Here is a 21,547-nt window from a genome sequence, read left to right as displayed (position 1 = left end):
CCCCGCTGGTCCCTCGCTCATGACGAGAGTCTGCGGGTTTGGTCTTGATAGTCGTCGGTTTCGTGCTGGGCAAGCGCGCCGGGCGCGGAGCCCTCAAATTGCTCAAGCGTCGGGCGCGCTTCGACCGGTGTTTTGTTCCCGAGCGATGAGTGTGGCCTGACGGTGTTGTAATCGTAACGCCAGAGCGCCAGCTTCCGACGGGCGTCGTCCAGGGTGTCAAATATCTCCTCGTTCAGCAGTTCGTCACGCAGGCTGCCGTTGAATGACTCGATAAAGGCGTTCTGCTGCGGCTTCCCTGGGTCGATATAGTGCCACGGAATTGCGTTCTGATCGGCCCACCTCAGAATGGCCCGGCTCGTGAACTCTGTCCCGTTGTCGCTGACTATGCATCCGGGTTTACCGTAGATCCGCACCAGCGCATCCAGCTCACGCGCAACACGCGCGCCGGAGATGCTGGTGTCAGCAATCAGGCACAGGTTTTCGCGGCTGCAATCGTCTATCACTGCCAGGATGCGGAATTTTCGGGATGGGCCGAAGCTGTCAGCCAGGAAGTCCAGAGACCAGCGCGCATTGGGATACGCAGCCACCGGCATCGGGGAGCGCGTTCCACGGGCCCGCTTGCGGCCGCGCCGCCGCTTCACTGACAACCCTTCTTCCCGGTAGAGCCGATACAGTTTCTTGTGGTTCATTCTCATGCCTTTGCGCTCAAGCAACACGCCAATCCGGCGGTAGCCGAACCGGCGCCGCTTTCCGGCGATCTCCTGCATCTCCTTGCGGATCTCAGGGCAGTCCGGCGGGCGTTCGCGCCGGATTGTCTTTGGGTCGACACCGACAAGCCGACAGGCCCGGCGCTGCGAGATGCCGTGATCCCGCAGCGCCCTGAGCGCCGCCTCTCGCCGCTTGGTCAGCGTCGTCAGTTCTTTCCCAGAAGATCCTTCAGAACCACATTGTCCAGCATCGTATCGGCCAGCAGCCGCTTCAGCTTGGCGTTCTCGTCCTCCAGCGCCTTCAGCCTCGAGGCCTCCGACACCTCCATGCCGCCATACTTGGACTTCAGCTTGTAGAATGTTGCCGGGCTGAGCCCGTGCCTGCGGCACACCTCCGCCGTCGGCATGCCTGCCTCTTGCTCCTTGATCATCCCAATAATCTGCGCCTCGGTAAAACGACTCTTCCGCATTCGTCTACTCCTTCAGGGTTGGGCAGACTCTACATCATGGTGAGGGATTTCGCGGGGGGCAGGTCAAAAGCTCCTCCATCAACAGCTCCAGACTCTTTGATTTGCTCGACTTTGGTGTCATAGTTTATCGTCTCCAGTTTGTTCTTGATGTTGCGGAATGCGGCCAAGTCGATGTCGCCTATGACGGAACCGATCAGATGGTTTCCGGCCAAAACCGAGAACCTCCTGCGCAGGCGGCGCAATCCGGCCACGAGCCTGTCGGCAAGTCGCGCAAAACGGCGAGGTTCGACGACCGATTTTGCGGCGTCAGGGTGGCAAGATGGGATGGCCAACGTTGGAGCTTCCACCCGTCGCGCCCAGTTGGGTTCAGGCTCTGCCCAAGCGCCACGCGAATATTCTGCGGTGTTCCACGCCGCGCGGCGACGCCAGCTTTCCGAAAGGCTAGATTGAGCGGACGATGGCGGTTCGCTTTCCGTGGGGGCGTCATCAACTTGATCAAAAAGGGTGCCACGCAATACAAAAGGATGTGGGTCTGTTTGAGAGACCAGAGTGATCGCTCCCCCCTGCCCCATGCTGAATTCGAAATCGGTCGCTGCGACCACGTCTCGAAAAATCTCCAGAAACCCGACGCGATCATGGACATGAGCACTCGCCGCGATGATTTTTGCAGCCTGTAGCAGAAACAGCTTCGGTGCCGTTTCCGGGTTGAACTTGACCCCATGACGCGTTGCCGCGGCCACTCTTTTTTCGGCCCAGTCCGGCCCCTTCACCCCTGCGGCACGGTCCAGCGCACGTGGGTTAGACCAGCCAAACTGTGCGACCAAAAAATCGCCCAAGGCGTCAAATGCATTGCGACTGCCGCGCATCGGGGGATGCGGATTGTAGCTCCGTAGCTCCCCCGTCTCTGTCCAGACAAAGCGCGGCATGGCGATGTTGATCTCCAAACGGCCCGTATGCGTATGTGTCCCGACATAGACCGGCGGGCGGCACCTTGATGGAACGCCGGCAAATGCCAGTTCAACGAATAGATCAATCGCCACCGCGATCGACCAACGCACCCTCTTATCGCCAGCGTTAAACTGCACCACGTCAACTTCTGTTGGATCAAATGACAAGAGCGCCACGCGATATGTGGCTTCGAACTTCAGCGCTGCAATCGCATTTTGCACCACGCTCGGAAACCCGAGCAGCAGCTCCGGAGCGGGTGTCCTTCTTTCCCGGACACGCTGCATGCCGACGTGCTTCAAGACCTCTGTGTCAAGGAGATAAGCTGCAGGCTGCGCCGGATCTGCAGACGCTTGATGAGGCGACCAACCGATCAGCATGGCGCGAACCGTGCGGAACCGCCGACCGGTGCCAACATCAGGATCACTCGCTCAATCTGTTGCAGCCGCATGAGTACAAGCATCATATCGATTTCGTTGTCTCCAGGCTGATCAGCAATCTGCTGGAGCATGTCGAGCACCTGCTCCAGCACCGAATTGGTCTTCATGACCTGCTCAGCTGATGCTCCAAGGCGGCGGCCCAGTCCAGCCTGACGCAGGTATTCTGACAGGCTCCGACCGGCTTCATCCGCGCGCTTTGTCAGCACGTCTTTTTCGCCTGCGGTGACATTCACTTTAAGCCGTTCTTGCCGTTTCACGTTGGTCGGGTTTGCCATCTCATCACATCTCAGTTGTGGGCCCACCGAGGGGGCCTTGATCTACGCCTTCCCTAAAACGTTATGTTTCGGCAAAACTGGTCTGCATAAAAAAGATGGTCGAGCCGTCTAAGAGATGTGGATAACCTTACATCGGCAGGGGCCTGACACCGCCGCTGCGGCTCCTTGTAACGTCGGGTTGGGCTGCGGCCGTACGATCAAAATGGATGATGAACATTCCGGACAACACACCGCTTGGCCTCATATCCCGGTAAAGTCGAGCACAGGCTTAAACCCTGCAAAGGCCTGTATTCCTAGACCGTTATCGCAGTTTTCGGAAGCGTTGGTCATTGCCGCAATGTCTGGTAATTTCTCCTGCGGGTACCCTTGGAACAGAGTTTGGCTTCAGTTCTATAAAGGGACCTGCGATTGGTTTGGCACCCGTTGCGATATTGGAGGTAGGTTGAGTTGGCCGATCACCTTCATTCTTAGCGCCTTCGCTTGAAAAGCACGGGTGTTCATTAAGTATTTGGCGGGAAAATATATAATCGGGGCATCTTCGGACAATACGTATCACGTCGCGATGTCGGATCGAGATCCTACGAAATGGTTCAGAAATTTTAATGTTTTGGCACCGTACCAGATAGTGTGGCAGCCATTGTCGAGAGCAGCCTCAGGCTAGGTTGTGACACCGTGATATGGTGGGCTGTCTCTCAACGACTGGAGATTGGTGCTGAATGCTGGCACCGGGTAAACCGCCGCTGTCGATCTGATATCGTAATAGCCACTCTCTCGCTTAGCGTGATTTCGTGATATCACATTATACTTATCAGCGCGTTCACGTCCAAACCCAAGTAAGAGGTGCGGCTTGTTCGGTGCTGTCCGTCGTCACGGATTTGGACCCTTAGGTGCTGGCGTCAGAAAGTGCCACCAACATCATGTATTATTGAAGTAATGGAGACAGCATTCTTGACTGCAGCGAATATCCGGATGTGCTTCGCTGGCGGGCGCTCACACGTGGCTCAGGTCCAGTAGAGCCGCCCGAAAAGTTATCCACATAAGAGACGGCCTTCAAAGCTATCCAACGCAAAACCAGCGCGTACCTGCTCCTTAGACACAACAATAAGGAGCCGGCACAAGATGCCGAATACGCCTATGCCACACGATACCAAGCCCAAACGTCGCCGCTCCAAAGCCGAGCGCAGGGAGAGCGCGGAAACCTCGCGTGCCTATGATGCGAGGAAACGCGAAGCGGGGTTTGTACGCTCAAATCTCTGGGTACCCAAAGACGACCTCGCAGACATTAAGTGGCTCGTCGAAACACGCACCTATAAGCTCTGTTTGCATTACGCGCAGACACGCGCTCAGCAGCATATCAGCGCGACACCGCCCGTCAGGAAGCGCAAACGCATCTCAAAGTCCGATCCCAGGCAGTTGGGGTTCGATTTTGGCTAAGGGTTGCTCTTTGTACCCCGCCTTGCTCACCATACGTACATCGTCTCCGTATGGTGACATTGGCGAAGTGAGATACCCACTGCGACGCCTGGTATGATCAACCGACGTTCTACCTAGGGCTCGTCAGCGTCAACTCGATCGGCGCTAACCTAGATACCGCAGTGAGCGGCCCTCTCCGAAACGGCTGGTCTGCATGCATGATATGGTTACTGCGATGCCTATCATCATCGCTACGTATACGGGCATAAATCTACCCTCGATTGTGCTTGACCGATCAGTTCAGCTTTGGCAAAGTCCAGAGCATGACCACTGCATGCCACATTACATTCTTTTTCCGAATATCGAGCTGAACTTAGCTTCGATTTTCGGGAGTGGCATGGTGCGCAACGGGACTTATACACCCTTTTAGATGCCAGATTAGCGTCAGCGCGGCGGTTCGAATCCGCCCATTCCTACCAAGTTCCATCGTCAATCATTTGTTGATTTCGGCTGAACGGTTGCAACGATCTGTCCGGCTCTGAGCACCATTTCGGCACTCCCAAATGCCCAGATTCTCATGTGGCTGTATCAAGTCGCGTTGCTTGCCATTCCTGCCCCGGTGATTTCTAAGTTTCCATGCCGGTAAAGAGACGTGCGTTCTCCGCGGCACCATTGACTTGTCTGCCCACCGCCGTCTACGCGATCACAGACCAAATTTCGATGGCGCAACTTCCATCGCTTACTTCGCATCCTGGAAGGCGTTATTTCACCACTGCGCCAGAAATGGTGTACGTGCGGTTTTGAGCCGCCTCGATCGTCAAAGCATTCTATTTACCCTAGGGCTGAAGGCTCCGGTGGCTGAAAGAACACCCGTGCAGGTGAAGAATTAACTTCCTGTCAGTGCTGACCTCAGAATTCAGGTCAGTGCTGATGTCAGAACTGACTATTTGAACCTTTTGCAGGGAAACTCCGTGCCAAGTGAATTAATGCCACAATGTGCGTCAAATCTATTCTGCTTCGGTCCGCAAGGAAAAATACGCAATATAATATTACCGAGGGGGGATAAGTCTTGCGCAATGCGGACGGAGTTTCAGCCACCTTCAGCAGATCAACGTATCGCGTTGTCGCAAGATTTCTTATTCGTTTTTCCGATTAATCCAGGCCGCGCAGCTCGGAATGTGTCAAGATTGGTAGGGGAGTGATCAATTATTGTTACTTCATCACAGCCCTGTAAGATGGTGGCGATCACCCACCGCGTAGCATAACCGAGCAAAACATCGCGGAACTAGCAGCAGCGCGGTTCATACTCCGATATCATTTAAGGGAAATGAATGACCCGTGACGCTGATATCATCCGCAGCAGAGCTGCCGTCCGTCGCGAAGTGGCACTGGCGGCGTGGCATGCGATCAAGGCGGAGCTCGAAGGGGTTGGCCTAGAACTGACTTTATTTGGATCGCTGGCAAAAGGGGGCTTCTCAGCTCATTCTGACATCGATGTTATTGTCCAGCTGGGGGATAGCGGCATTTCCAGATCTGCTGTCGATCGTATGGTCCGCAGCGTTTCGGGCGATATCCCGGTAGATCTATTTTTTGTAGAAGACCTGACGCAATCAGACTTAATGTCGCTCCTTAGTACCTGACACACAAATTGATCCGCTGTCCGGTGCAAGCATAACGCACATGAAGCTGCCAAGCTCAACGCTAAGGGGAGTTTGGCTGACACGGCGCGAACGGCCCTTTCCGAACATTCGTGGCCAACGGAGCGAAGGTCCGGATTGAGGCCATTTTGACAGGTGCTGCGTAAATTGCGAACTGGAGGATTGAGCGAGAAGCGCTGGTTTTTGTTTCGAATCCTTGGAATACTAAAGTCAAAAGAGACGGCCAGTGGCCGCCTCTACTGTTTCAATCACCAGACAATCACTCCGTACGACGCATGGCCTTATACATTTCTTCCGCAATCAGCCTGTGCCCTGTCAGATTCGGGTGCACAGCCCCAGTAATCTGTTTGTCGCCAGGCTGTGTCAAAGCTGTGTCATTACCTGTACGCACAGCGCGGGTCGGGACTTCGTAGATGTACGGATCCCATTCACTTGCGTTCCATGCTTTAGCAGGATCACCGCCAACACCGTTTGGCAGGTTTCGCCTTGAGCCTTGCTCAAAATCATACCCTAAAAAGGCGTCACGTGTTGAACAAACAAAGTTGATTCCAAGACCCGTGGCCGCTTCTGCAAGCTTCGGTCGCAGTACTTCAAACTCCCTCACTGCCAAAAACGCATCCCAATGCGTAAAATTGAACTGCCACTTTTCAATGTTGTTTTGTGCAGGAGTAAAACCAACAATCCTTGGTGTTGCGGACTTTAGGCCGTTCCAAGGCGAAGCAGAAGAATACTTCAGTGCAAGATCGCCAACGATCAATTCTTTGCGGATCGCGACCCCATCTTTGCCCGGAAGCCTTTTGAGAAAGGCGTTCATGTCCAATTCGGCGCAAGCGTCCTCCGAAGGAACAAGCTTTCTTACTGCGTCAGGGTACTGAGGCATCAGGATCTGGGCATTTTCTACGCCAAGTCGGTAGTTCAAGATATTGGTCAGCAGAGTAAGTCTTTGTTTGATACTGCCGTTTCCATTGCTGTTTCCGGTTACAATATCGCCTGCGTGATAGGCGCCTTTCTGGCCATCCTTGTTCTTGCAGTACTTGTGTAAAAATTTGACAGATTTGTTGCTGACGCGGTTGGCAGGACTGGGGCAAATATCAGGAAACAAAAGTTTCTCAGCCATGAGCTGAAAGCTCCAAATAGATGGAACGATGTAGTATTTAACGACGTCCCCGAAACCGAAATCATTTCCTCCGATCGATAAAAAAACGTGATCGGGTTTTCGAATGCTTTCGACAGGACAGCCTAGGAAGCCCGAGTCCGGATACGAGATTTTCCTGTTTCTTCGGTATGCTCCCAGCTTTCTGCTAAACTTGTCTCCTGGTTCAAGGTTGCTTGGTCTTTTAGAGTTATTTCCTTCGCCCCCCCGGCGATGGAAATCATTCAAATTGATCCCGGCCTTCTCTTCGCTGGTTACCGGAAAGTACTTTCCTTCATCCACGGCAGGCCTGCACAGGTCACGCATTGCGAAATTCAACTGGGAGTAGGAGACGTAATGGTCCGCTCCTGTCACCCATGCCTGATACTGTGGAACCAAAATCCCATCAAATATCTCGGCACCTGTGCATGCATAGTGCAGAAAGGACACGAAGCTATGCTTCTCTTGAGAGGCCAATCGGAATGCCAACAGACTTTGATGACTGAAGAAGCTCCTGTGGCAATTATCATCGATCCAGCGCTTTTCCTCAGAGCCGTAAGCTTCCATTTTGAACTTTAAGTTGTTCTTGTCACTAAGCCAGAGAAAGTCCCGCTCGCTATTGAATTTTATGTCGCTTTTCCAAACTCCGGGAAAATCTGGGTTACCTTCTCCTGAACCGTAACTGTCACCCAAACCGACAATCACAACATGTTTGGGATTAAGGTTATGTTCCCGCTGGAAATCACCCGATGTCACAAAGACTTTGGCGCCGCTCAGCGGAATACTAACGATCACGCCCTCACCGTTGCAGGGAGAGGTTTTCCTTAAGGTTTTATTGGTATTTTTGGTCTCATCCCCAAATGACACTGCCCACTCACATTCACCTTCCCTTTCCAAACTCAGGCGAACACCAATGGTCGTATCAACTTCATCTTCATGCTTCACAAACTTCAAAACAGCGTCGTCATGCACAGAATTGGTTTGATCCCAATGCATTCGGTTGCCTGAGTTCGCGCCTGCCAAAGCGGTTAGATAAGGCGATTGAAATCGAGGCGATGCTAAGCGCTTGTGCCATTCTTCATAGCTTTCAGATTCAAGCATCTTAAATCGGTCAAAGAAGGCAGCTCGCGCTTGCTCATCAGCCCCTTGCGTCACAAAAGGTGCAAATCTGTTCGCCACCTCCCATTCAACTTCTTGCGCATTCACGCTCCCAATGGAAGTTAATCCCGTCGACAACGCTAGCAAGATATTGAAAAAAGTACTTTTCAAATTGTATCTCCCATAAGCCTTCAGACAAAATGCGCCTCGAATTTTCAGCGGCGGACAATCCAATTACTCAAACAACTGTTTTCCACGCTCGTATGTGGGCGTTAGTCTCCCCGAAACTTTGGTTGCCACTAAAAGCAAAAAAACAGACTTGATCCAGTTCTCGCAGGCAGACCTACTCGCGATAGGTGAATTATCACCCACTTTGTAACCTCAAGTGAAGTCGCTTGTCTACGATGACGCCATTGGATTGAAAGACTGCTCACGCTAGCAATATACGTTACTCTGCATGTTCCACGTTCCGCGCTTTGCTTCCTGATTTCCCAACCTCTCGAAAGGCCTGCATCCACAAATTTTCATATTGATCGTGTCCGCTGTGATAGCAAAGCGGTAGTCGCGCGGAACAGGGGCAACGACAGCTTCGTCCGCTTAGCAGTCCTCTATCTCTCACGCAGTGAAAGTCCGCTCTCCGCCCTCCTGAGCGAGGGAGAGCACCTACACGAACGGCTCTGACCGATCATTGACCGAGGACCCGCTCCTCTGCAGTGCGGAACGCCAGATCGGACTTTCGCTGCAGGTGCAAAATCGAGCCTGCAGCGAACTGGCAGTGTGCGGGAGATAGCTGCCGCTGAAATCCATTCCTATTTTAGGATTAATTCCGCAATTGATGCCGCATTTTCCCTGAGTGCGGACTGGCTTTTGTCCCAAGCGGCGTGCTCTATTGCAAACCTGCTCCTTAACCATGCCAGTGTCAGCCGCCGTGTGGCCTCCAGAGCGTCGGGGTTTTCTGTTTCGGTTTCACGCGCGTCCCACCCCGCGATACCGCCCAGACCGTGTCCAACACCTTTGATCATCAGAAGGGCATCGGCCCCGGGGGCGTCATGGAAGGGGTCGGCGTGCCAATCGGGGCCGCGGGGCGTGAAGTGGGGATCGTCGTCGGCACCGCACACCACGAGGGTTGGCGTATTGATGCAGCTGAAGTCCACGTCGAGAAACGGGAAACGTTTAGTGCTATCGGGGGTCAAGTCAGCGCCACCCCGACCGGTCGAGGCGAGTAAAATACCCACTTTGATGCGCGGGTCGAAAAAATCCTCGTCGTGTAAGCGCGCACCAAGCAGCAGGCTACAGGTGAAGCCGCCGAAGGAATGCCCCGCCACGGCGATCAAGTCGTGATCGAAACGCCCGGAAACAGCAGGGGACTGTCGCTCAACCTCGGTCAGTTGGTCGAGGATAGCGCGCAATTCCGTCACCCGCTCGCGCCAGAAGAACGGACCCGCAGGCAGATCGGGGTCAAGCCCTGCCACGCGCGAACTGGCATGGGTGGGTTGGATGACAACCATCCCGCGCTCTGCCCAGAACTGCGCAAGCGGGGCATACCCGTCCTTGGAGGGGATGTAGTTTGAGGGGCCGAAGCCATGCGATAGAATTACGACGGGTAAATTCTCTCCATCGACCGGTGCCGTTAGGCGCAACTCAAGCTGTTGCCGCCCCTCCATTGGCAGCGTGATCGGTGTATAGGCCACGGTGCGTTGTGGGTCTGGGGTCGGCAAGGCGCGAGATGCGTCGATCAATCGATTCATTAGAGCATTTCCTTATAGCGAGACGAATAGGTGGTTTTCCTGCGATGAGAGGGGCCGCGCAGGGATCATTCCATGGGAATGCCGTCTTCGCGGAACCATGTTTCTGCGTCCGCGCCCGCTGGCAGCATCATCGGTGCGGCTTTGTCTGTAACGGCGCGCCAGACAGCCTGCGCGACATCGCTCACCTCAGTTTTTTCGGTCACGGACTGGAGACTCTGAAAGTAAGCTTGAACAAAGGGACCGTAGGCTTCGGGGATTTCCATACCCATCCGAGCGACCGCATTTTTTCCAAACGACGTTGCCTTTGCGCTACCCGGCAACACCAGCCTGGCACGAACTCCGAATTCCTTCGCTTCCAGTGCGAAGCTTTCGGTAAAGGCATTCAGCGCGGCCTTACTGGCGGTGTAGATCGACAAAGCGGGAAGTGGGCGCAGGGTGACGCTGGAACTGATATTGACGATGACGCCGGTCCGCCGTTCGCGCATCGCGGGCATCACGGCGCGGGTCATTGCCATAGCGCCTAGAACGTTGATTTCGAACATCTCGCGGGCCTTCGCGATCTCGGCACCTTCTAGCACGTTAAGCATGCCGACACCGGCGTTGTTCACCAACGCGTCGATCTGACCTGCGCTTGCAATCGCGCTGGAGATACTTGCAGGATCGGTGACATCTAGGGGAAGCACCCGTAGCTTGTAGGACCCTGGCGGTCCTTCGGCGGAGGGCGTGCGCATCGTGGCGATGACCTCCCAGCCTTGATCGAGAAACTGTGCGGCGATGGCTTGGCCGAAGCCAGAGGAACATCCAGTGATGAGAATACGGGGCATGTGACGTTTCCTTGTCTGTGATGAGAAGGAGATAGACGGCTGCGTTCGGTTATTCTATGTTCAGATGTCTCTAATCATCCATCAAGCGTCCAGATCTATGCTCGACATCCCGTCAGACCCTCTTGTCAGCGTGGTCACCTTGCTCAAGCCTGCAGTCTCCATTTCCAAGATGGTCGAGGCTGGCGGGCAGTGGTTGGTGGAGCGTCACGACATGACCAGCCCCTTCTATTGCGCGGTGGTTGAAGGGCAGTGCCAGTTGCACGTCACAGGGCGCAATCCAGTCACGTTGCGGGGCGGAGATTTCGTGCTGATCCCGCATATGCAGGGCTTTACCATGTCGAGCGAGGTGCCACCGCCGCCGCATGTGCCACGCCTACCGTTGGAAACTGGCCCGGGGCGTTTCCGGCTTGGCGTGCCTCACGCCCCTGTCGATGTCCGCGCTCTGGTTGGACATTGCCGTTTTGATACGCCAGCCAGAGACCTGCTCGTGTCCCTGTTGCCCGACATCATCCATGTCTCGGGACAACGTCGCCTGACAGCGCTGGTGCCGATCATTCACGAGGAAACCAGTGCCGACCGGCCGGGGCGCGCGATGATACTTGAACGGTTGCTGGAGGTTTTGCTGATTGAGGCCCTGCGCTCGGGTTCGGCGGCAACATTGCCCCCGGGGCTTCTGCGCGGCTTGTCAGACCCGCAATTGGCCAGCGCATTGCAACGTATCCACGCCGAGGCGGTCAGCGTTCTGTCCGTTTCAGAAATGGCGAAGGAAGCAGGGATGTCGCGATCTGGATTTTTCGAGAGGTTCCGCAAGCAAATTGGCCGCGCGCCAATGGAATACGCGACGGACTGGCGCATGGCCGTCGCCAAAACCTTGCTACGGCAAGGCGGTCTAACCATTGCAGAGATCGCCATGAAAGTCGGTTACGGGTCCGCAAGCGCTTTCGGACTGGCTTTTGTCCGGCACGAGGGACAGTCGCCGGGTGCTTTTGCCAAAAACAAACGAGGCTAAATTGAGGGGGGATTACCCCGTCCCAAGGGGCGGCGATGCGAACCTCCCGGTTGTTATGCTGCAACCTATGCAATCGCAGCACAACGATGAAGACGCTTACAGTCGGCTGAGGTAGGCCATTCTCAGTTCCGGATCACCGACATTACGGCGCCACCTATCTGCTGAAGGGCGGTGTTGCGCGTCTCGAAATCCGCATCGACGTCGGAGATGAAGATGCTGACGACCCATGGAGCGCCGCCTTCGGGAACAACCACCGCGATAATGTTGCGGGTGTGACTGCCGCTGCCCGACTTGTCCAGGATCAGCCAATCTTTTGACGCGTCGGCGCGCAGCAGGTTGCTTGTGACACCACCGATGCTCATCCATTCCACCAGCTGCTCACGCGAGCTGGGCGAGAGCACATTGCCGAGCAGAAGCCCACGCAGCATTTTGGTCATGGCAGCCGGGGTTGTTGTGTCCCGCGGATCACCGGGCACGAATTCGTTCAGTTCGGGTTCACGCCGGTCGAGCCTGCTGACTTCGTCGCCCGTCTGCCGGAAAAACTCGGTCACGGCCTGCGGGCCGCCGATGTGATCAAGCAGCATGTTTGCCGCTGTGTTGTCGCTCAGGTCTATCGCAGCGAGACAAAGATCCGCGAGGCTCATGGCGGTACCGACTTGTTTCTCGGTGACCGGCGCATAGGACAAGATGTCATCCTTCTGGACGTTAAGGGTGTCGGTTAACGACATTTCGTCCGCGTCAACACGAGCGAGGACGGCGCCGCAGATTGGGGCTTTGACTGTGCTGTTCATCATGAAACGCTCGTCTTCGCGGTGGGCCCAGGATAGCTCCGAGCCGGTTTCAAGAAGAGACACCCCGACGCGGGCACCAAGTCGTTCTTCGATCTGCGCGACAGTATTCGTTAACGTATCAATTGGCGTCTGGGCAGACGCAACAGAGGCTAAGGGGCTCTGTTGCAAATTTTTCTGGCTGCGAGCATTTTGCGCATCCTTGCTGAGATAAGAGGTGTAGCATGAGCAATTTCAAAGGCCGTCATTTCCGGGGTGAAATCGTGCTTTGGGCTGTGCGTTGGTACTGCCGCTACGGGGTTAGCTATCGTGACCTGGAAGAGATGATGGCCGAACGGGGGCATCGGGTTGACCACTCTACGATCTATCGCTGGGTTCAACATTATGCCCCCGAGATTGAGAGGCGCATGCGTTGGCAATGGCGCCACCCTCGGTCGAATAGCTGGCGAGTGGATGAGACCTATATCAAGGTTCGCGGGAAATGAGCTTATCTCTACCGGGCTGTCGACAAATTCGGGGACACGATCGATTTCTACCTTTCCTCAACACGCAATACAAAGGCTGCGAAGCGTTTTCTGGGTAAGGCGCTGAAAGGCCTGAAAAGCTGGGAGCAACCGTGCGTGATCAATACCGACAAGGCACCGACCTATGGCGCTGCGCTGGCTGAGTTGAAGAAAGCAGGCAAATGCCCGACTGATGTTCAGCACCGTCAGGTCAAGTATCTGAACAACGTCGTGGAGGCTGACCACGGCAAGCTTAAACAGTTGATCAAACCGGTGCGTGGGTTCAAGACGATGAAGGCCGCCTATGCCACGATCAAGGGCTTCGAGGTTATGCTGGCTCTGCGCAAAGGGCAGTCACGCAGCTTCAATTTGACCGGTGATATCAACGGCGAGGTCCGCATGATCGAACGTGCCTTCGGACTGGGCCCCTGTGCTCTCACGGAGGCAATGTCTATGCTCGAACTCCGCCTCGCAGCTTGAAGATCACCGGGGAAACGGGGCTTGTGCGCACTCAGGAATAATTTGCAACAGAGCCGGTGCCGGGGGAGTTGTGTTCCCCCCTCCGACCGCAACATGGAACGACCTAAATGAACCGAAAAACTCTTATCCTCGCTCAAATCCTCATCACCTTCATGATGGCGGTTTTAATGTCAGGCACGATGTCGCTATTGATCATGGGGCTTACGCTGGAATGGCTTTTGGCTTGGCCTTGGCAAGCGCTCACCGCCTGGCCTATTGCATTTGTCTTCACCCAATTCACGACGCCATTGGCATTCGCAGTCGCCAATCGGACCATCGCAAAATAATCCGAATTTGGCGTGAACCAATTTATGCAGTGGGGATAACCCGCTGCATGACCGCCCCCTGCAAGCCTTATCCAAGAATGCGGGAAATCCCGGCCTGCACCTTCAGCAGCGCGGGTAGGTAACTTTCGACCAACTCTTCCGGGTCCGGCTGCGTTGCTGCCAACCCGGTGTTCAGGGCCGCAACCACGGCACCCTTGTTGTTGAGCACCGGCACCGCGAGCGAGCGCAGGCTGATCTCAACTTCCTGATCGACCATCGCATAGCCGCGTGTCCGCGCCGCCTGTACCTGCGCCGTGATTTCCTCTGGGTCGGTCAAGCTGAACCGGGTGCGCGGCGACAGATCGGACGCTTCAATGACTCGGCGCGCTTCCGCATCCGGCAGCGCGGCCAGCAGCACCCGCCCCATGGAGGTACTATGCGCCGGCAAGCGTGAACCGGGCATCAGGCCAATCGACATGACCCGCCGCTGCGATGCGCGAGCGAGATAGACAATCTCGGTCTCGTCAAGAATGGCGACAGAGCAACTTTGGCCGATTTGTTCAGTCAGTTGATCCAGCCACGGCTGCACGACCTGCGGCAGTTGCAAGCCACCAATGGCCCCGGTGCCAAGGCGCAGGCAGCGATGCGTAAGTGTGAAGAACTTCCCGTCATAGGCAGCGTAGCCTTCGGCATGGAGCGTTAACAGGCACCGACGCGAGGTGGCACGGTCAAGCCCGGTCAGCGCTGCGACCTCGCTGATCGACAGCTTCGGGCGCTGTGCGTCGAAACATTCGATCACCCGAAGCCCCTTGGCGAGAGAGGAAATTGTGCTGCTGGATTTGTTCGGCATGCGCACACTAAATTACGATAAGCGAACAAATGTCAACATGCGCACAAAATCCTGGCCCCGTATCCGCACGAGCGCTAGACCCTCTGCAACTTAAGGAGACCAGAAATGGATAAAAAACTTCCTACCGTGGCCGAGGCCGTGGCCAACATCCCGGATGGGGCGACGGTTATGATCGGAGGGTTTGGCGGCTCCGGCGCACCGATCGAACTGATCCACGCTCTTATCGACCGCTTTCGCGCCACTGGCAGCCCAGCAGCGATCACTGTCATCAACAACAACGCAGGCAACGGCTATTGTGGGATCGCGGCGATGATCAAGGCGGGGATGGTCCGCAAGATGATCTGTTCATTCCCGCGCAGCTCCAACGCCGAAGCCTTCAACGAAAAGTACCTCGCGGGCGAGATCGAGCTGGACCTCGTCCCCCAAGGCACGTTGGCCGAGCGCATCCGCGCCGCCGGTGCTGGCATCCCCGCCTTCTACACGCCGACCTCCTTCGGCACGGAACTTGCCGAAGGCAAACCGACCGAGGAACTCGACGGCAAGATGTATGTCCGCGAAAGATGGCTGAAGGCGGATTACGCGCTGATCAAGGGTCAGGACGGGGATCGCACCGGCAACCTGACCTACCGCATGGCGGGACGTAACTTTAACCCGCTGATGGCCATGGCGGCAGCGAAAACCATCGCGCAGGTCAGCGTGCTGGGCGAGCCCGGCAGCATCGACCCGCAAGCGGTCATCACCCCGGGCATCTTTGTCGATGCCATTGTGGAAGTGGCCGAACCTCAACAGGAAGAAGTGCTTGTGCGCAAGGGAGTGGTTTACTGATGGCGAAGTTCAACATCATGCAGGACAAGCTTTCGAACGCGCAGATCGCATGGCGCGCCGCGCAGGACATTGAAGACGGGTCTTACGTCAACCTCGGCATCGGCTTCCCCGAGATGATCGCCAAGTTCCAGCCCGAAGGTCGCGATGTGACCTATCACACCGAAAACGGGGTTCTGGGTTTCGGTCAGGCCCCGAAAGAGGGCGAAGAGGACTGGGACCTGATCAACGCTGGCAAGAAGCCCATCACACTCAAGCCCGGTGCCGCGTTTTTCCACCATGCCGACAGTTTCGCGATGGTCCGCGGCGGGCATCTCGATCTCGCCGTGCTGGGGGCCTACCAAGTGGCTCAGAATGGCGATCTGGCGAATTGGCGCGTCGGCACCAAGGGCGTGCCTGCCGTGGGCGGCGCGATGGACCTTGTACATGGCGCCAAACGCGTGGCCGTGGTCACCGATCACGTCACCAAGGATGGCGGCCCGAAACTGGTCGAGCGCTGCACCTTCCCGCTGACCGGCGTGGGATGTGTCACCCAAGTTTATACCTCCCTTGCAGTGATCGACATCAAGGGCGGAAGGTTCGTCCTGCGGGAAAAAGTGCCGGGGCTGAGCATGGATGCTCTACAGGCTGTTACCGGGGCCACGTTGCACATTGAAGGCGATGTTGCCGATCTTATCGTACCGGAGGACCTTGCATGATCGACGTCTATATCTGTGATTACATCCGCACTCCCATTGGCCGATATGGCGGCGCGCTGTCCTCTGTCCGGGCCGATGATCTGGGCGCTGTGCCCCTCAAGGCGCTGATCGAACGCAACCCCTCTTTGGACCCTGCGGCAATCGACGAAGTCATCTTTGGCTGCGCCAATCAGGCAGGCGAGGACAACCGCAACGTCGCGCGCATGTCACTGTTATTGGCGGGCTACCCTGAGACCGTCCCCGGCACCACAATGAACCGGCTTTGCGGATCTGGTATGGATGCGGTGATCACCGCCGCGCGGGCGATCAAGGCCGGAGAGGCCGAGGTAATCGTCGCGGGCGGGGTTGAGAGCATGTCGCGCGCGCCCTTCGTGATGCCCAAGGCCGAGACCGCCTTTGCACGCAACAACGAGGTCTTTGACACCACCATCGGCTGGCGTTTCGTCAACAAAATGATGAAGGCACAATACGGCGTCGATTCAATGCCTGAAACCGCCGAGAACGTGGCCGAGGATTTCAACATCAACCGTGCAGATCAGGATGCCTTCGCCCTGCGGTCCCAGCAAAGAGCAGGTGCCGCCATGTCCAGCGGGCGTCTGGCGCAAGAGATCGTGCCTGTCTCTATCCCGCAGCGCCGGGGTGATCCCATCCTCGTGTCAGAAGACGAACACCCCCGCCCCTCGACCACCTTGGAGGCGCTGCAAAAGCTTGAATCCTTCGTCAAAGCGGATGGCACGGTGACGGCGGGCAATGCCTCCGGTGTGAATGATGGTGCGGCGGCATTGATCCTCGCCACCAAAGAAGCCGCCGAGAAACAAGGGCTGACCCCCATCGCCAAGGTGCTCGGTGGGGCGACAGCCGGGGTCGCGCCGCGCATCATGGGCTTTGGTCCGGCGCCTGCGTCAAAGATGCTGATGGCGCGTCTTGGGCTGAGGCAAGAGGATTTCAGCGTCATTGAACTGAACGAGGCTTTCGCGTCACAAGGCCTCGCCACCTTGCGCGATTTGGGCATTGCAGATGACGATTCACGGGTGAACCCCAATGGCGGCGCGATCAGCCTCGGCCACCCCTTGGGCATGTCAGGGGCCAGGATCACCGGCACGGCCATGCTGGAATTGGAACCCGGAGAGAAGTCCTTCTCCACGATGTGTATCGGCGTTGGCCAAGGGATCGCGATCGCATTGGAGGCCGTCTGAACCGCTGGCCGTAGCACTGGAATGGCGATCCCATTGTTGCCGGTAGATACCTGAAATGAGGGAAAGCCGATCTAGCGCCATCCGAAGCCCTGCCTGCAAGTTCAGCCATTCAGACGACAGGATAGTTTGACGCTGGCAGGCGTTCATAGAAGGGGTTAGGACGAATGCGGAGGACCACCCATGCGCAACCCCGACAGTCTCACGAGCAAAACAAACGAAGACACACCCCAAGGTCTGGCCTTTGCTATTACAGCCTATGTGTTCTGGGGGTTCCTGCCGCTCTATATGAAGGCGCTATCGCATATCCCGGCGGCCGAAGTCGTCGCCCACCGGGTGGTCTGGTCTGTGCCGATTGCCACGTTAGTACTTGTGGCGATGCGGCGGACGCAGGATTTGAAAGCCGCGTTGCTTTCCCCTCGAACGCTGCTCATGGGTGCGGTAACGGCGACGCTGATCTCGGTCAACTGGGGCATCTATGTTTGGGCGATTGCCTCAGGACACGCGCTTGATGCGGCACTGGGATATTACATCAACCCACTGTTCAGCATTCTCTTGGGCGCGCTCCTTTTAGGCGAACGCATGTCCAAACGGCAGTTAATTGCAGTGGGCCTCGCCGTAGGAGCCGTGTTCGTGCTGGCACTGGATACCGGATCGATCCCATGGGTTGCTTTGGGGCTGACATTAAGCTGGGGTTTTTACGCCTTGGCGAAAAAGAGCCTGCCAATCGGGCCGAACCAAGGCTTCCTGCTCGAAGTGCTCCTCCTGCTCGTCCCGGCCCTCGCCTATATCGCCTACCTTACATCGACCGGTCAGGGGAATTTTCTCACTGGGGCGCCTGTCGATACTTGGCTTTTGCTGGGCTGTGGCGCGGTTACAGCCGTGCCTCTGCTAATTTACGCCAACGGCGCCAAGCTCTTGCGTCTCTCGACCATCGGCATTCTGCAGTACATCGCGCCCACCATGATCTTCTTCGTAGCGGTCTTTGTTTTCGGCGAAGAATTTGGCCGCGCGCGGATGATCGCATTTCCGATGATATGGGCGGCTCTAATCCTTTACTCGTCTTCGACGCTTCAACAGATGCGTCGGAGCCGCCCTGCCAAGGGGTCCTGAGGGCAGGGCAAAAGCTTTAGAAATTCTGCCGCATACTCTCCAGAATGGTCAATTAGACTGCCTGATTTGTAAGTGAAAAGAATGGCTTCCTTCAATGTCGTACATTGTCTTGGTGCCTGCACGAAATATTCGTAAAGTCAGCTGTTTCTATTCGTATCGAAACTGCGGACCGCGTTGGCCACACCTTTGACCTCATGCTGGCTGAACACCGAGACACGATGGCAGCGCAAAGCTATTTAATCAAGGCTTAACGTAGCCTATCAGGAACCGGAAACCGGAACTGCCAAGACCGAGTTCAAAATCGTGCTGACAATCTCTTCTTTAAGCTTTCTTTGCCCCTCTTGGGAGACGATCTGATCCCCAAAAACCCGGGTGAAGGTAGGTTCGTTGGACACATTAAAAAAGCACAGGGCGCTTATTTTCCAATGTAGTCGAAGGGGATCGATATCCGGGCGAAACACCTTCATCTCGCGTCCACGCTCGAGGATTTCTTTTAACTGATCAACCGCCGGCGTGTTGCCTGATCGAATGGTTTCCGAGGCGGTCAGATGTATGCCTCGATGAATGTTCTCAATCATCACCAAGCGGATGAAATCTTCGTTGTCGCGGTGGTGTGAAAAGGTAAATTTGACCAGCTTTGAGAGAGCTTCAACAGGGTCGAGGTTCTCCAGTTCAAGGGCCCTCTCGCCTTCTCGCACATCGTTGTAGGCCTGTTCGAGTACTTCGCGATAGAGGCTCTCTTTGTCTTTGAAGTAGTAAAAAATCATCCGCTTGGACGTTTTTGTCTTCTCCGCGATGTCGTGCACCCGCGCGCCTGACAAGCCGTGGGCGGCGAACTCCGCGCGCGCCACGCGAAGGATATCTGCTTTAACGGCTTCGGGGTCTTGCTTCCATGAAGTGCGCTGACGACTCGTTGATGTTTTGGCGGATGTGGTCATGCATAACTCCCTAACGGTCCGACCAGCATAGCACAATTAACTGCTTGGTACATATCTGTTGACACACAATTAACCACATGGTTCATTACGGACATTCCAGCGTGCCGGGAGGATTCGCTGGATGTATCGGAGGTAACGAATGTCGTCGCAGATCAAAAAGCAGACCAAGCACTCGCAAGACGACGGATCTGCCGACTTGTTGATCGGACTGGTGGGCCGAGGCATTCAACAGTCCCGCACCCCAAGGATGCACATGGCCGAGGGAGCTGCCCAAGGGCATCGCATTCTCTACCAAATTCTTGATGCCGATGCTTTTCCGCGAGGGGAGGCACCGCTGGAAAAAATCGTCGACGCCGCCGAGCTTTGCGGTTTTGCCGGGTTGAACGTGACCTTTCCTTATAAAATTGACGTCATGGCCTTCTTGGACGAGTTATCTCCGAACGCCCGCGCCATTGGGGCAGTCAACACCGTAGTCTTTCGCAACGGGCGTCGCATAGGTCACAACACTGACAAATGGGGGTTCGAAGAAGGCTTCCGTCGGAACTTGCCGGACGCGAAGATGGGCCATGTTCTGCAAATTGGCGCGGGCGGCGCAGGGGTTGCTGTCGCCCATGGGCTCCTTTCTCTTGGCGCGGATCGCTTGACCATCGCTGACACGAACGCGGAGCGTGCAGAAGCTTTGGTAAAGCAGCTTTCCCAAAGTGCAGATGCCGCGCAAGTCAACGCGATCGATCTTAGCAAACTGCCTGAGATCTCCCCTACTGGTGTCGTAAACGCGACCCCGATGGGGATGGCGAAGCTGCCGGGCTCGTCCTATCCGATTGATTTGCTGCACCATGATATGTGGGTCGCTGATATTGTCTATTTCCCGCTTGAAACCGAGTTGCTCGCCGCCGCCCGCGCGGCCGGATGCCGGGTTTTGCTGGGCTCAGGCATGGCCGTCTATCAGGCCGTGCGCGCCTATGAACTCTTTACTGGGCGCAAGCCCGACCCGATGCGGATGAAAGCCACATTCGACTCTTTCATCTCATGAACCTTGCTGCTCAAGCGGCAACCGAACGCAAAATGGAGGATAACATGCGTTTCAACATTACCACCCTCACCACGGCCACGGCACTCGTCTTTGGCCTTGCCGCCGCCGGCGCACAGGCTCAGACCCTGCGCATCGCACACGTTGATCCCGATGAGTGGACCGGCTCCAAGAAAGGCGCCGCGGCGCAGATTTTCCGCAACATCGTCGAAGGCGAGACAGATCTGGAAGTTGAAATCTTCCCCGCAGGCGCCTTGGGTAACGAAGATGAACTGGTCGGACAGGTGCAAGAAGGGCTGCTCCAGATGGCCATTGTTTCGGGCGCCATGTCCAAAGCCTGTCCCGCTGCTTCGGTTCTCGACATTCCCTACACCTTCTCCTCTGCAACCGTCGCCTGGGAGGTGCTGGACGGTGAATTCGGTGCAAAGCTGTCCGAACACTGTCTTGAGCAGACCGGCATGCGGACCTTGGCCTATGGCGAAACCGGCTTTCGCAATTTTACCAACAACGTGCGCGAAATCCGTACCCCAGCCGACATGGAAGGCTTGAAATTTCGAGTCCAGCCGATCCCACTCTATCTTGAGATGGTCAGCGGCTTGGGCGGCGAACCGACCCCCATCGCATGGACGGAACTGCCGAATGCGTTGTCCACCGGTGTGGTTGACGGGCAAGAGAACCCGGTCGGCGTCATCTACAACAACGGACTGCATCAATTGCAGAAATATATGACTCTTGATGGTCATGTTTACGCAGCAGACTTTATCGTCGTCAGCGATGAATTCTTCCAGACCCTAACCGCCCCCCAACAGGAAGTCGTGACCCGCGCCGCCATCGTGGCCGGCAATATGGGTCGATCAATCCAGCAGTGGACAACGGCGCAGGGCGTGCTTTCAGTTCAGGAAGAAGGCATGCAGGTCTATTCGCCCACCGCAGAAGAACTGGCCATGTTTGCCGAGAAAGCGCAGCCAGCAGTGGTTGAGTTCCTGCGCGGCGAATTGGGCGAGAACGCCACTTGGATCGATGAGCTCCAATCGGCAGTGGCAGCAACACAATAAGCTGCTCCTACAGCCAAGCCGTCTTCGGCCTGGCTACACCATACCAACCGCGG

19 protein-coding genes and 1 pseudogene are annotated in these 21,547 nt (G+C 56.1%); 11 read left to right on the top strand and 9 right to left on the bottom strand.

Features of this window, described 5'->3' with window-relative positions; translation table 11 throughout:
- Positions 1 to 17: 17 nt before the first annotated feature.
- From IV89_RS00850 to IV89_RS00840, 3 genes are all read right to left on the bottom strand, one after another.
- Positions 18 to 1,177, bottom strand: a protein-coding gene (locus tag IV89_RS00850) for an IS3 family transposase (RefSeq protein WP_107277653.1) whose coding sequence is annotated in 2 segments (ribosomal slippage) — positions 18 to 928 and positions 928 to 1,177 — 1,161 coding nt in all. Because the reading frame shifts where the segments join, the coding sequence is not laid out codon by codon here.
- 29 nt (positions 1,178 to 1,206) lie between these two features.
- Positions 1,207 to 2,502, bottom strand: coding sequence for a hypothetical protein (locus IV89_RS00845; protein WP_037942272.1), 1,296 nt, complete (start codon positions 2,500 to 2,502; stop codon positions 1,207 to 1,209).
- Positions 2,496 to 2,837, bottom strand: coding sequence for a hypothetical protein (locus IV89_RS00840; protein ID WP_037942274.1), 342 nt, complete (start codon positions 2,835 to 2,837; stop codon positions 2,496 to 2,498). The genes IV89_RS00845 and IV89_RS00840 overlap by 7 nt, the downstream gene beginning before the upstream one ends.
- 1,119 nt (positions 2,838 to 3,956) lie before the next feature.
- On the opposite strand from IV89_RS00840, the gene IV89_RS00835 reads away from it, so the two are divergent.
- The gene (locus IV89_RS00835) at positions 3,957 to 4,271 is read left to right on the top strand and encodes a hypothetical protein (RefSeq protein ID WP_107277655.1); all 315 of its coding nucleotides are present in this window, start codon (positions 3,957 to 3,959) and stop codon (positions 4,269 to 4,271) included.
- Positions 4,272 to 5,581: 1,310 nt separating this feature from the next.
- Complete coding sequence (locus IV89_RS00830; RefSeq protein ID WP_037942277.1) at positions 5,582 to 5,890, top strand: nucleotidyltransferase domain-containing protein; 309 nt, start codon at positions 5,582 to 5,584, stop codon at positions 5,888 to 5,890.
- Positions 5,891 to 6,167: 277 nt separating this feature from the next.
- Here the strand turns inward: IV89_RS00830 and IV89_RS00825 are convergent, their stop codons facing one another.
- The 3 genes from IV89_RS00825 to IV89_RS00815 form a co-directional block, all read right to left on the bottom strand.
- Positions 6,168 to 8,309 (bottom strand): hypothetical protein, encoded by a 2,142-nt coding sequence (locus tag IV89_RS00825; RefSeq protein WP_146152943.1) that lies wholly within the window; start codon positions 8,307 to 8,309, stop codon positions 6,168 to 6,170.
- Between the two features lie 638 nt (positions 8,310 to 8,947).
- Positions 8,948 to 9,886 carry a dienelactone hydrolase gene (locus IV89_RS00820; protein WP_037942279.1) on the bottom strand — a complete coding sequence of 313 codons (939 nt, stop codon included), beginning with the start codon at positions 9,884 to 9,886 and terminating at the stop codon, positions 8,948 to 8,950.
- Positions 9,887 to 9,951: 65 nt separating this feature from the next.
- Complete coding sequence (locus IV89_RS00815) at positions 9,952 to 10,710, bottom strand: SDR family oxidoreductase (RefSeq protein WP_037942280.1); 759 nt, start codon at positions 10,708 to 10,710, stop codon at positions 9,952 to 9,954.
- 97 nt (positions 10,711 to 10,807) lie between these two features.
- On the opposite strand from IV89_RS00815, the gene IV89_RS00810 reads away from it, so the two are divergent.
- Entirely contained in the window at positions 10,808 to 11,719 is a 912-nt protein-coding gene (locus IV89_RS00810) for an AraC family transcriptional regulator (RefSeq protein WP_037942281.1), read from the top strand.
- Positions 11,720 to 11,841: 122 nt separating this feature from the next.
- Here IV89_RS00810 and bla read toward each other — a convergent pair whose 3' ends face one another.
- Positions 11,842 to 12,678, bottom strand: coding sequence for a class A beta-lactamase (gene bla, locus IV89_RS00805; RefSeq protein WP_037942282.1), 837 nt, complete (start codon positions 12,676 to 12,678; stop codon positions 11,842 to 11,844).
- A gap of 53 nt (positions 12,679 to 12,731) precedes the next feature.
- Between bla and IV89_RS00800 the strand changes: the two are divergent.
- Both IV89_RS00800 and IV89_RS00795 read left to right on the top strand, forming a co-directional pair.
- A pseudogene (locus tag IV89_RS00800) lies at positions 12,732 to 13,490 on the top strand (IS6 family transposase).
- A 107-nt stretch (positions 13,491 to 13,597) separates the two neighbouring features.
- Complete coding sequence (locus IV89_RS00795; protein ID WP_037942288.1) at positions 13,598 to 13,816, top strand: DUF2798 domain-containing protein; 219 nt, start codon at positions 13,598 to 13,600, stop codon at positions 13,814 to 13,816.
- 67 nt (positions 13,817 to 13,883) lie between these two features.
- Here IV89_RS00795 and IV89_RS00790 read toward each other — a convergent pair whose 3' ends face one another.
- On the bottom strand, positions 13,884 to 14,645 hold the full coding sequence (locus IV89_RS00790; protein WP_037942291.1) for an IclR family transcriptional regulator C-terminal domain-containing protein: 762 nt from the start codon (positions 14,643 to 14,645) through the stop codon (positions 13,884 to 13,886).
- Between the two features lie 105 nt (positions 14,646 to 14,750).
- On the opposite strand from IV89_RS00790, the gene IV89_RS00785 reads away from it, so the two are divergent.
- The 4 genes from IV89_RS00785 to rarD all read left to right on the top strand — a co-directional run bounded on the left by IV89_RS00785 (position 14,751) and on the right by rarD (position 18,471).
- Complete coding sequence (locus IV89_RS00785) at positions 14,751 to 15,470, top strand: 3-oxoacid CoA-transferase subunit A (protein ID WP_037942292.1); 720 nt, start codon at positions 14,751 to 14,753, stop codon at positions 15,468 to 15,470.
- On the top strand, positions 15,470 to 16,165 hold the full coding sequence (locus IV89_RS00780; RefSeq protein ID WP_276312638.1) for a 3-oxoacid CoA-transferase subunit B: 696 nt from the start codon (positions 15,470 to 15,472) through the stop codon (positions 16,163 to 16,165). The genes IV89_RS00785 and IV89_RS00780 overlap by 1 nt, the downstream gene beginning before the upstream one ends.
- Positions 16,162 to 17,361: a 3-oxoadipyl-CoA thiolase gene (pcaF, locus tag IV89_RS00775; RefSeq protein ID WP_037942294.1), complete on the top strand. Its 1,200-nt coding sequence runs from the start codon at positions 16,162 to 16,164 to the stop codon at positions 17,359 to 17,361. The genes IV89_RS00780 and pcaF overlap by 4 nt, the downstream gene beginning before the upstream one ends.
- 180 nt (positions 17,362 to 17,541) lie before the next feature.
- A complete protein-coding gene (gene rarD / locus IV89_RS00770) occupies positions 17,542 to 18,471 on the top strand; it encodes an EamA family transporter RarD (RefSeq protein WP_037942295.1) in 930 nt (309 codons plus the stop codon).
- 260 nt (positions 18,472 to 18,731) lie between these two features.
- Here rarD and IV89_RS00765 read toward each other — a convergent pair whose 3' ends face one another.
- The gene (locus IV89_RS00765) at positions 18,732 to 19,409 is read right to left on the bottom strand and encodes a TetR/AcrR family transcriptional regulator (RefSeq protein WP_037942296.1); all 678 of its coding nucleotides are present in this window, start codon (positions 19,407 to 19,409) and stop codon (positions 18,732 to 18,734) included.
- A 139-nt stretch (positions 19,410 to 19,548) separates the two neighbouring features.
- On the opposite strand from IV89_RS00765, the gene IV89_RS00760 reads away from it, so the two are divergent.
- Together IV89_RS00760 and IV89_RS00755 are read left to right on the top strand one after the other, a co-directional pair.
- Entirely contained in the window at positions 19,549 to 20,442 is an 894-nt protein-coding gene (locus tag IV89_RS00760) for a shikimate dehydrogenase (protein WP_051843870.1), read from the top strand.
- A 44-nt stretch (positions 20,443 to 20,486) separates the two neighbouring features.
- The gene (locus IV89_RS00755; protein ID WP_037942318.1) at positions 20,487 to 21,494 is read left to right on the top strand and encodes a DctP family TRAP transporter solute-binding subunit; all 1,008 of its coding nucleotides are present in this window, start codon (positions 20,487 to 20,489) and stop codon (positions 21,492 to 21,494) included.
- Positions 21,495 to 21,547: the final 53 nt, after the last annotated feature.

This window comes from Sulfitobacter sp. CB2047 (assembly GCF_000735125.2).
Classification (GTDB): domain Bacteria; phylum Pseudomonadota; class Alphaproteobacteria; order Rhodobacterales; family Rhodobacteraceae; genus Sulfitobacter; species Sulfitobacter pontiacus.
This window is presented reverse-complemented; position numbering and strand designations above follow the sequence as displayed.

Bases quoted from the DNA above. Each gene is read 5' to 3' on its own strand.
- IV89_RS00845 (WP_037942272.1), bottom strand. From the start codon at position 2,502: ATGCTGATCGGTTGGTCGCCTCATCAAGCGTCTGCAGATCCGGCGCAG.
- IV89_RS00840 (WP_037942274.1), bottom strand. From the start codon at position 2,837: ATGGCAAACCCGACCAACGTGAAACGGCAAGAACGGCTTAAAGTGAAT.
- IV89_RS00835 (WP_107277655.1), top strand. From the start codon at position 3,957: ATGCCGAATACGCCTATGCCACACGATACCAAGCCCAAACGTCGCCGC.
- IV89_RS00830 (WP_037942277.1), top strand. From the start codon at position 5,582: ATGACCCGTGACGCTGATATCATCCGCAGCAGAGCTGCCGTCCGTCGC.
- IV89_RS00820 (WP_037942279.1), bottom strand. From the start codon at position 9,886: ATGAATCGATTGATCGACGCATCTCGCGCCTTGCCGACCCCAGACCCA.
- IV89_RS00815 (WP_037942280.1), bottom strand. From the start codon at position 10,710: ATGCCCCGTATTCTCATCACTGGATGTTCCTCTGGCTTCGGCCAAGCC.
- IV89_RS00810 (WP_037942281.1), top strand. From the start codon at position 10,808: ATGCTCGACATCCCGTCAGACCCTCTTGTCAGCGTGGTCACCTTGCTC.
- IV89_RS00795 (WP_037942288.1), top strand. From the start codon at position 13,598: ATGAACCGAAAAACTCTTATCCTCGCTCAAATCCTCATCACCTTCATG.
- IV89_RS00790 (WP_037942291.1), bottom strand. From the start codon at position 14,645: ATGCCGAACAAATCCAGCAGCACAATTTCCTCTCTCGCCAAGGGGCTT.
- IV89_RS00785 (WP_037942292.1), top strand. From the start codon at position 14,751: ATGGATAAAAAACTTCCTACCGTGGCCGAGGCCGTGGCCAACATCCCG.
- IV89_RS00780 (WP_276312638.1), top strand. From the start codon at position 15,470: ATGGCGAAGTTCAACATCATGCAGGACAAGCTTTCGAACGCGCAGATC.
- pcaF (WP_037942294.1), top strand. From the start codon at position 16,162: ATGATCGACGTCTATATCTGTGATTACATCCGCACTCCCATTGGCCGA.
- rarD (WP_037942295.1), top strand. From the start codon at position 17,542: ATGCGCAACCCCGACAGTCTCACGAGCAAAACAAACGAAGACACACCC.
- IV89_RS00765 (WP_037942296.1), bottom strand. From the start codon at position 19,409: ATGACCACATCCGCCAAAACATCAACGAGTCGTCAGCGCACTTCATGG.
- IV89_RS00760 (WP_051843870.1), top strand. From the start codon at position 19,549: ATGTCGTCGCAGATCAAAAAGCAGACCAAGCACTCGCAAGACGACGGA.
- IV89_RS00755 (WP_037942318.1), top strand. From the start codon at position 20,487: ATGCGTTTCAACATTACCACCCTCACCACGGCCACGGCACTCGTCTTT.